The organism is Streptomyces anandii JCM 4720 (assembly GCF_014650655.1).
Classification (GTDB): domain Bacteria; phylum Actinomycetota; class Actinomycetes; order Streptomycetales; family Streptomycetaceae; genus Streptomyces; species Streptomyces anandii.
Genome location: NZ_BMVJ01000032.1, coordinates 5825 through 15844, shown reverse-complemented (window position 1 = coordinate 15844; position 10020 = coordinate 5825). Strand labels below are relative to the sequence as shown.

The window sequence follows — 10020 nt, the reverse complement described above, 5'->3', positions numbered from 1 at the left end:
AGGCCCTCCGCGACGGCCAGCACCGAGTCGGGCGGCAGCGAGAGACCGTCGAGCACGACCACGACGTGCGGCTGGTCGGTGAGCGGCGCCGCGCCCGGGTGGAAGCGCGGGCGGCCGGTGAGCCGGGCGGAGATCAGGTCCTCCAGCGCGCGGCTGTCACCGCCGATCAGCCTGCGGCTGCCCGCCCCGTCCACCGCACCGGGCGCCTGCGCGTGCGGCAGCCACTTGACCCACTCCCAGTGCGGCAGGGCGTCGCGGCCCGCGGCCACGACGAGCATCAGGTCCTCGGGGGAGTGCAGCGCGGCCAGCGATCCGGTCAGCGCCCGCGCGGTCGCGCGCGCCGACCGCGGCTCACCGCTGACGGTGACGTGGTGGAATGCCCGCAGGGAGATCGCCATCGGCAGGTCCTCCAGGGTGCCGTGCACGGCGAGGAAGCGCTGCATCGCGCCCGCCGTCAGCGGCTCCAGCTGGTCCACCGGGCCCGTCTGCGGGGCGACCAGCTCGGTCGCCAGGGCCTGCGGCCCGAGACCGACGCGCACCTGGGCGAAGTCCTCGTCGCCCGGCCGCCGTTCCCACACCCGGCTGCCCTCGGCCACCAGGGCCCACAGCTGGTCGGGGGAGGGGTGCAGGTAGTACTGCGCGTCGCGCTGCTTGCGCGCGGTGTCCAGAGCGGTGTTCCGCGTCTGGGACAGATAACTCAGGTAGTCGCGGCGCAGATCCGCCAACTGCCCCTGGGAGCCCCGCCGGAAGCGGACCACCATCGCGATCGACATGGCCACCGTCGACGCGATCATCACCATGCCCATGATCTTCATGAACGGCTGGCCGTTGGTGAAGAAGAACACCACCGAACCGCCCATGCCGAGCGTGGGCAGCAACTGCATCAGCACGCTCTCCTGATGCCCCCGCGGCAACTCCGGCGGCGGCTGCAGGACGACTTCCTCCGTGGGCACTTCGGACGGCAGCGCCCGCGGCGGACGCTTGACGACGATGTGGCTCACTGCTCACCAATTCTCTAGCCGGGCCCCGTAACTACCCGTCCGCCACCCCGTGTCAGGCGGACGCCGCCGCCCCGTGCCGGGGGACGCAGGCCGCCGCGTGATCCTACTGACTTCACCGGGGACCAAGGGGCGGTAGGGTGCCGGATGTTCGCGTGAGCACACGCGGAACAGGCCTGGAAATCGGGGCATTCCGCGCGATGCGGAGCGGTACGGCGCCCCGGTCCCGGCCGGTCGGCGCCCTTCCCGGCCGTACGGCCGCACCAGCGGCGGCGCGGGCCGGGCAAAAGGCGCAGGACCTTCACATCGCAGTCGCAGAACCATCACTGAGGGGGAGCAGCAGGTGAGCATCACCGCGTCCGCGGCGGCCACCGGGACGGGCGGTCCCGGTACCGGAGCGCCCTCCGGGGGCGGCACGGGGCTCGGCTTCTGCCGGGTCACCATCGTCGCGCCCGACAGCCGGATCGACGTGGCCCTGCCCGACGACGTCCCGGTCGCCGACATCCACCCGGAGATCCTCCGGCTCTCCCGGCAGAGCCCCGCCGAGGGCGCCCCGGTCGGCTACCACCTCGTACGCCGCGACGGCACCGTCCTCGACAGCGCGCGGTCCTTCGCCGCGCAGCGCATCCTCGACGGCGAACTGCTCACCCTGCGGCCCTTCTCGCAGTCCCTGCCGCCCGCCGTCTTCGACGACGTCTCCGACGCCGTCGCCTCCGCCGTCACCCGCGAGCACACCCTGTGGAGCGGCGACCTGACGCGCGCTGCCGGGCTCGTCGGCGGTGGCGTGCTGCCGGCCCTGCTCGCTTTCGTCGCCTGGACCGCCGACCCGCGGCACGACATGCACAGCCTGCCCGGCATCCTCGCCGGCGTCACCGGACTGCTCCTGGTCGTCCTCGCCTGCGTACGGGCCCGGGTCTACGACGACCGCGCCTTCGCCGTCGCCCTCGGGCTCGGCGCCCTGCCAGGCGTCGGGGTCGGCGGATCGGGACTCCTGCCGCTCACCGACGGCCAGGGCATCGGAAAGCTGCAGTTCCTCCTCGCCTGCGCGGCGGTGCTGCTCGCCTCGGTCGTCCTCACCCTGTGCGCGCCGAGCGGCGACGGCCCGTTCGTGGCGTTCGTCGCCGCCTCCGCCATCAGCGTGCTCGCGGTGTTCACCGCGATCCTCGCCCACTGGACGCCCGCCGAGACGGCCGCGCTGTGCGCACCGGTCGCGGTGGGCGCGCTGGCCTTCCTGCCCGGCCTGTCGATGCGCTTCGCCCGCCTGCCGATCGGCTTCGACCCGCCCAGCGGCTCCGCCCGCTCCCCGTACGGCGCCGAGCCCGAGGCCGCCCGGCCGGTGGACGCCGAGCGGATCGCCGCCCAGGCCCGCCGCGGCCACGAACTCCTCGTCGGCCTCGTCGGCGGCTGCGCCATCACCGCGGTCGGCGCCTCGGCCGTCCTCGGCTTCTCCGACGGCGTGTGGGCCCAGCTGCTGGCCCTCGCCACCGGCCTCGCCCTGCTGACACGTGCCCAGCTCTTCCGCTACACCGCCCAGGTCGCCCCCGTGCTGGCGGCCGGCCTCGCCGCCCTGGTCCTGCTCGGCCTCGGCCTGGCCCTCAACCCGCCGCGCGCCTACGTGCTGCAGGCGCTGCGGGGCGACCGCGGCGACCTGGACATCCGGACGATCTGGCTCGTCGCGGCGATCGCGGCGGCGGCCGCCCTCGTCACCGCGATCGGCCTCATCGTGCCGCGCAGCGGCCTGAGCCCCTTCTGGGGCCGCTTCATGGAGATCGCCGAGGGCTTCGTCCTGCTGACCCTGGTCCCCCTGACCCTGGCCGTCTTCAACGTCTACACAACCGTCCGCTCCCTGACGAGCTGACCGGCGGACCAGCCGGGCACCCCCACCCACAACACCACGCACGGAAGGCCCACCCGCCCCGTGCGACGAAGGGACCTTTCCGCGTGAGCTTCGGCCCGCCGCCCTCCATATACACGCAGTCCGCGGTGACAGCCGAGGACCAGCGCAGGAAGCGCCGCAGAAAACGGCTGTGGGGCCTCCTCGCGGTGCCCGTCGTGGCCGCCCTCGTCGTGGCCGGTCTGGCCCTGCGCGACGGGAAACCGGACCAGAGGGACGACAAGCCCGTCGCGTCCGGCCAGGGCCGCCTCGACGTCCGGGAGACGGTCGAGAAACCGCCCGCCAGCACCGTCGGCGTCATGGGCTTCCGCTTCTCGATCGACGACATGAGCCCCGGCGAGCACGACGACATGCCCGGCATGTGGGCCACCGACAAGATCCTGGCCAAGGGCATCAAGAGCACGCTCGCGGGCTTCCGGATCGGCACGGACGCCTCACCGCACGACGAGGTGTGGCGGCTCAGGCTCTCCGGCCTCATCTGCGGTTACACCCGCCACGTCACCGGTGAGAACCGCACCGCCGTGCTGTCCCGGTCGAGCGACGACAGGCACGCCGCCTGCAACCACGTCACCTTCGTCGACCTGGACGACGGCCAGAAGCTCTGGGACCACGTCTTCCCCCTGCGCAACAGCGCCTACGACGACCCGAGCGTGACCCTCGTCCACGGCACCGTCGCCGTCACCTGGGGCAAGGGCTCGGACGCCTACGACATGGACTCGGGGCGGCGGCTGTGGCGGACCGGGGCCACGGGCGACTGCCGCGACACGGGCGCCGCCGGCGGGCGAGCCCTGCTCTTCCGGGTGCAGTGCCTCGACCGCAAGCAGCCGGCCACCTCCTGGAAGGCACTCGTCTACAAGGTCCGCAGTGTCGATCCCCGCACCGGCCGCACGCTGTGGACGTACGCGCCCGCGGCGGGCATCAGGGACGTGCGCGTTCCGTCCACCGATCCGGCCGTCCTCGCCGTCTCGGCGGGCGACACCGAGTTCACCGAGCTGATCTCCCTCGACGACCACGGCCGAAGGCGCACCACGATCTCGCTGCGCAACAGCTTCTACGTCGGCGAGTGCATGGACGAGACGGACTACGTCGTCTTCGACGACTGCCAGACGATCCCGGTCAGCGACGACCAGGTCTTCCTCAGGAGCAAGGAGGCGGGCGGCCTGCACAACTCGAACTGGGTCATCGGCTTCGACCTGGCGACCGGGAACACCACCAGGAAGTTCGAGTCCGGCCCGAACGCGCTGCTGTATCCGCTGCGCATGAGCGGTGACAAGCTCATGGCCCTGCGCGAGAGCGACGACCACATCTCGCCCTCGGCGCTGGTCAGCCTCGACCCGAAGACGGGCAGGGAGACGCCGTACTTCTACTTCGCGGTGCCCACGGAGGGCTACACACTGGCGACCCCCGACCTCAGCGACGTCCTCGTGCAGAACGGCCGCCTGTTCTTCGGCGCCCGGTCCGCGGACGGGCCCGCCGACAGCAAGCAGAAGCGCTGGGACTGGCTGGTCCTCGGACTCGAGAGCCTCGCCGCCGCCAAGAAGTGACCTCCGAGAAGGAGGGGGGCACGCGCGCGTGCCCCCCTCCTCCTCACACCTCTCGCATCAGACCTCGACGTCGAACTCGCCGTCCCGCGCGCCCAGTACGAAGGCCCGCCACTCCGCCTCCGTGTAGCGCAGGACCGTCGACGGGTCGAGGGACGAACGCATGGCCACGGCGCCGCCGGGGAGGTAGGCGATCTCGACGCGCTCCTCGTGCTGCTCCGTCCCCGGCGCGCACAGCCACTCCACGCCCGAGATGTCGAGGGCGTACAGCTCGTCGCGCTCGCGCTCCTTGCGTGCCTTGATCTCGGCTTCCGTCTCCGCCATGCCGCAGCGACCCCTTCCAGACTCCCCGGCTCCCGGCCCCCGGCCTCCCGGCTCCCGGCCCCCGGCGTACGTACCCGCTGACGGCGCTCACCCTAGTAGTCCCGTCCGCTGCCCCGCGGCCCTGGCCGGAGCGGGGGAAACCGGACCGCCACCGCCTGGTACGCTGTGTGACGGCCGTTCGTGTACGCACCCCCGGAGCCCCCGCAGGAAACTGCGAGCCCTGGAGGCCGCGCCCCGGCGGACCACCGCCTCACGAGTCGTGGAAGCTCCCCCGAGATGAAGACCGGGGGCACTCGGAGGCCAGTCTCAGACCAAGAGGAGTCACACGTGTCGCTCGACGCCGCCACGAAGAAGCAGATCATTTCCGAGTTCGGTACCAAGGAGGGCGACACCGGCTCCCCCGAGGTCCAGGTCGCTCTGCTGTCCCGTCGGATCTCCGACCTGACCGAGCACCTCAAGACCCACAAGCACGACCACCACTCCCGTCGTGGTCTGCTGATCCTGGTCGGCCAGCGCCGCCGACTGCTGCAGTACCTCGCCAAGAAGGACATCCAGCGCTTCCGTGCGCTGGTCGACCGCCTCGGCATCCGCCGCGGTGCGGCGGGCGCCAAGTAGGACGCCGTGAAGGGAGCGGTTCCCGGCAGTATCGGGAGCCGCTCCCTTTGCCGTACGTGCGACGAACGTGCGGAGTGTCACTCACGCTTTGTAGTGTGGTAGCACAACGGCATACGTACGCCGACGAAGAACGACGCCGTACGTCGCACACCGACGAAGAACGACGACACAGAACGAGGAGAAGCGCACCTCGCCGCCGCCGGTCCTCGGTAGTGGCCCCCGGGGGGAAGCGAGCCCCGGGTGCTTCGATCGAAGACCGGCCCGCACCAGACGGAGCGCTTCTCCGCCACCGTCCCCCGGCCACACGGGCCTGGAGGGACGAGGACGAGGAGAAAACGCTAGTGGAGAACGAGACCCACTACGCCGAAGCCGTCATCGACAACGGTTCCTTCGGCACCCGCACCATCCGCTTCGAGACGGGCCGCCTGGCCAAGCAGGCCGCCGGCTCCGCCGTGGCGTACCTGGACGACGACACCATGGTGCTGTCGGCCACCACCGCCTCCAAGAACCCCAAGGACCAGCTCGACTTCTTCCCCCTGACGGTGGACGTCGAGGAGCGGATGTACGCCGCCGGCAAGATCCCCGGCAGCTTCTTCCGCCGTGAGGGCCGCCCCTCCGAGGACGCCATCCTCACCTGCCGCCTCATCGACCGCCCGCTGCGCCCCTCCTTCAAGAAGGGCCTGCGCAACGAGATCCAGGTCGTCTGCACCGTCATGGCGCTCAACCCCGACCACCTGTACGACGTCGTGGCCATCAACGCCGCGTCCGCGTCCACGCAGCTGGCCGGCCTGCCCTTCTCCGGCCCGATCGGCGGCGTCCGCGTCGCGCTGATCAACGGCCAGTGGGTCGCCTTCCCGACGCACACCGAGCTCGAGGACGCCGTCTTCGACATGGTCGTCGCGGGCCGTGTCCTGGAGGACGGCGACGTCGCGATCATGATGGTCGAGGCCGAGGCCACCGACAAGACCATCCAGCTCGTCAAGGGCGGCGCCGAGGCGCCCACCGAGGAGGTCGTCGCCGCCGGTCTGGAGGCCGCGAAGCCCTTCATCAAGGTGCTCTGCAAGGCCCAGTCGGACCTCGCCGCCAAGGCCGCCAAGCCGACCGGCGAGTTCCCGATCTTCCTCGACTACCAGGACGACGTCCTGGAGGCGCTCACCGCCGCCGTCCGCCCCGAGCTCGCCCAGGCGCTCACCATCGCCGGCAAGCAGGAGCGCGAGGCCGAGCTGGACCGCGTCAAGGGCCTGGCCGCCGAGAAGCTGCTGCCCGAGTTCGAGGGCCGCGAGAAGGAGATCTCCGCCGCGTACCGCTCGCTGACCAAGACCCTGGTCCGTGAGCGCGTCATCAAGGAGAAGAAGCGCATCGACGGCCGCGGTGTCACCGACATCCGCACCCTGGCCGCCGAGGTCGAGGCCATCCCGCGGGTCCACGGCTCCGCCCTGTTCGAGCGTGGCGAGACCCAGATCCTGGGCGTCACCACCCTGAACATGCTCCGCATGGAGCAGCAGCTGGACACCCTCTCCCCGGTGACCCGCAAGCGCTACATGCACAACTACAACTTCCCGCCGTACTCCACCGGCGAGACCGGCCGCGTGGGCTCGCCCAAGCGTCGCGAGATCGGCCACGGCGCCCTCGCCGAGCGCGCCCTGGTGCCGGTGCTCCCCACGCGCGAGGAGTTCCCGTACGCGATCCGCCAGGTCTCCGAGGCCCTCGGGTCCAACGGCTCGACCTCGATGGGTTCGGTCTGCGCCTCCACCATGTCGCTGCTGAACGCCGGTGTGCCCCTGAAGGCCCCGGTCGCCGGCATCGCCATGGGCCTGATCTCCCAGGAGATCGAGGGCGAGACGCACTACGTCACCCTCACCGACATCCTCGGCGCGGAGGACGCCTTCGGCGACATGGACTTCAAGGTCGCCGGCACCAAGGAGTTCGTCACCGCCCTCCAGCTCGACACCAAGCTGGACGGCATCCCCGCCTCCGTCCTGGCCGCCGCCCTCAAGCAGGCCCGTGACGCCCGCCTCCACATCCTCGACGTGATGATGGAAGCGATCGACACGCCGGACGAGATGTCCCCCAACGCGCCGCGGATCATCACCGTGAAGATCCCGGTCGACAAGATCGGCGAGGTCATCGGCCCCAAGGGCAAGATGATCAACCAGATCCAGGAGGACACCGGCGCCGAGATCACCATCGAGGACGACGGCACCATCTACATCGGCGCCGCCGACGGCCCCTCCGCCGAGGCCGCCCGCACCACGATCAACGGCATCGCCAACCCGACGATGCCCGAGGTCGGCGAGCGCTACCTGGGTACGGTCGTGAAGACCACCACCTTCGGCGCGTTCGTCTCCCTGCTGCCCGGCAAGGACGGTCTGCTGCACATCTCGCAGATCCGCAAGCTGGCCGGCGGCAAGCGCGTGGAGAACGTCGAGGACGTGCTCGGCGTGGGCCAGAAGGTCCAGGTCGAGATCGCCGAGATCGACTCCCGCGGCAAGCTCTCCCTCGTCCCCGTGATCGAGGGCGAGGACGACGGCAACGACAAGAAGGACGACGCGGACAAGTGACGTCCCGTGGCTTCAGGGCGACGGCCCGCACCTCCTCGGAGGCGCGGGCCGTCGCCCGTACCCAAACCCTGATCAAGGGGCAGAACGGCATCGGCACGGTCCGCAGGACCACCCTCCCCGGAGGCCTGCGCATCGTCACCGAGACCCTGCCCTCCGTGCGCTCGGCCACCTTCGGCATCTGGGCGCACGTCGGCTCCCGCGACGAGACCCCGGCCCTCGGCGGCGCGACGCACTACCTGGAGCACCTGCTCTTCAAGGGCACCTCCCGCAGGTCCGCCCTGGACATCTCCTCCGCGCTGGACGCGGTCGGCGGCGAGATGAACGCGTTCACCGCCAAGGAGTACACGTGCTACTACGCGCGCGTGCTCGACACCGACCTGCCGCTCGCCATCGACGTCGTCTGCGACATGCTCACCGGCTCGCTCATCCGCGAGGAGGACGTCGACGTCGAGCGCGGCGCGATCCTCGAGGAGATCGCGATGACCGAGGACGACCCGGGCGACTGCGTGCACGACCTGTTCGCGCACACCATGTTCGGCGACACCCCCCTCGGCCGCCCCGTCCTCGGCACCGTCGACACGGTCAACGCCCTCACCGCGGACCGCATCCGCCGCTTCTACAAGAAGCACTACGACCCCACCCACCTCGTGGTCGCCTGCGCCGGCAACATCGACCACCACAAGGTCGTACGCCAGGTCCGCGCCGCCTTCGAGAAGGCCGGCGCCTTCAAGAGCGCCGAGGCCGAGCCGATCGCGCCCCGCGACGGCCGCCGCAGGCTGCGCACCGCGGGCCGGGTCGACCTGCTCAACCGCCGCACGGAACAGGCCCATGTCGTCCTCGGCATGCCCGGCCTCGCCCGCACCGACGACCGGCGCTGGGCCCTCGGCGTGCTCAACACCGCACTCGGCGGCGGCATGTCCTCCCGCCTGTTCCAGGAGGTCAGGGAGAAGCGCGGCCTGGCCTACAGCGTGTACTCCTACACCTCCGGCTTCGCCGACTGCGGCCTCTTCGGCGTGTACGCCGGCTGCCGCCCGAGCCAGGTGCACGACGTGCTGAAGCTGTGCCGCGACGAGCTCGACCACGTCGCCGAGCACGGCCTGTCCGACGACGAGATCGGCCGCGCCATCGGCCAGCTCCAGGGGTCCACGGTCCTCGGCCTGGAGGACACGGGTGCGCTGATGAACCGTATCGGCAAGAGTGAGCTGTGCTGGGGCGAGCAGATCTCCGTCGACGACATGCTGGGCAGGATGGCCGCGGTGACCCCGGACGAGGTCCGCGAGGTCGCCCGCGACATCCTGGGACAGCGCCCGTCGCTGTCGGTCATCGGCCCGCTCAAGGACAAACAGGCGGCCCGGCTGCACGAGACGGTCGCCTGAGCCCTTCGGTCAACCACCCGGGCCGGCCGTCACCCCCGGTCGACGGTCGGCCCTCCGGTCGTAAGGAAGCAAGAGATGAGCAAGCTGCGCGTGGCGGTCCTCGGTGCCAAGGGCCGGATCGGGTCCGAGGCGGTACGGGCGGTCGAGGCCGCCGAGGACATGGAACTGGTCGCCGCCCTCGGCCGGGGCGACAAGCTGGAGACCCTCGCCGAGAACGGTGCCCAGGTGGCCGTCGAACTGACCACCCCCGCCTCGGTCATGGGCAACCTCGACTTCTGCGTACGGCACGGCATCCACGCCGTCGTCGGCACCACCGGCTGGACCGACGAGCGCCTCGCCCAGCTCAGGGGGTGGCTTGCCCAGTCTCCCGAGACCGGTGTCCTCATCGCCCCGAACTTCTCCATCGGCGCCGTGCTGACCATGAAGTTCGCGCAGATCGCCGCGCCGTACTTCGAGTCGGTCGAGGTCGTCGAGCTGCACCACCCCAACAAGGTCGACGCCCCCTCCGGCACCGCCACGCGCACCGCCCAGCTCATCGCCGAGGCCCGCGCCAAGGCGGGCTCGGCGCCCGCGCCGGACGCCACCGTCACCGCCCTGGACGGCGCCCGCGGCGCGAACGTCGACGGGGTGCCCGTCCACGCCGTCCGCCTGCGCGGCCTCCTCGCCCATCAGGAGGTCCTGCTGGGCGGCGAGGGCGAGACCCTCACCGTG

At 71.3% G+C, this 10020-nt stretch carries 7 protein-coding genes and 1 pseudogene; 6 read left to right on the top strand and 2 right to left on the bottom strand.

Annotation, left to right across the window (positions count from 1 at the left end):
• Positions 1–1001, bottom strand: a pseudogene (locus IE249_RS39260) (type VII secretion protein EccC); the annotation flags it as partial.
• 340 nt (positions 1002–1341) lie between these two features.
• On the opposite strand from IE249_RS39260, the gene eccD reads away from it, so the two are divergent.
• The gene (gene eccD / locus IE249_RS32980; protein ID WP_189710795.1) at positions 1342–2856 is read left to right on the top strand and encodes a type VII secretion integral membrane protein EccD; all 1515 of its coding nucleotides are present in this window, start codon (positions 1342–1344) and stop codon (positions 2854–2856) included.
• 125 nt (positions 2857–2981) lie between these two features.
• A complete protein-coding gene (locus IE249_RS32975) occupies positions 2982–4436 on the top strand; it encodes an outer membrane protein assembly factor BamB family protein (protein ID WP_229859785.1) in 1455 nt (484 codons plus the stop codon).
• 57 nt (positions 4437–4493) lie between these two features.
• Here the strand turns inward: IE249_RS32975 and IE249_RS32970 are convergent, their stop codons facing one another.
• Positions 4494–4757, bottom strand: coding sequence for a DUF397 domain-containing protein (locus tag IE249_RS32970; RefSeq protein ID WP_189710793.1), 264 nt, complete (start codon positions 4755–4757; stop codon positions 4494–4496).
• A 327-nt stretch (positions 4758–5084) separates the two neighbouring features.
• Between IE249_RS32970 and rpsO the strand changes: the two genes are divergently transcribed.
• From rpsO to dapB, 4 genes are all read left to right on the top strand, one after another.
• The gene (gene rpsO / locus IE249_RS32965) at positions 5085–5372 is read left to right on the top strand and encodes a 30S ribosomal protein S15 (RefSeq protein ID WP_004982702.1); all 288 of its coding nucleotides are present in this window, start codon (positions 5085–5087) and stop codon (positions 5370–5372) included.
• 341 nt (positions 5373–5713) lie between these two features.
• Complete coding sequence (locus IE249_RS32960; RefSeq protein ID WP_189710791.1) at positions 5714–7933, top strand: polyribonucleotide nucleotidyltransferase; 2220 nt, start codon at positions 5714–5716, stop codon at positions 7931–7933.
• The gene (locus IE249_RS32955; protein WP_189710789.1) at positions 7930–9309 is read left to right on the top strand and encodes a M16 family metallopeptidase; all 1380 of its coding nucleotides are present in this window, start codon (positions 7930–7932) and stop codon (positions 9307–9309) included. The genes IE249_RS32960 and IE249_RS32955 overlap by 4 nt, the downstream gene beginning before the upstream one ends.
• 75 nt (positions 9310–9384) lie before the next feature.
• Positions 9385–10020: 4-hydroxy-tetrahydrodipicolinate reductase (gene dapB, locus IE249_RS32950; protein ID WP_229859784.1), on the top strand; the 636-nt coding region annotated here is incomplete at its 3' end.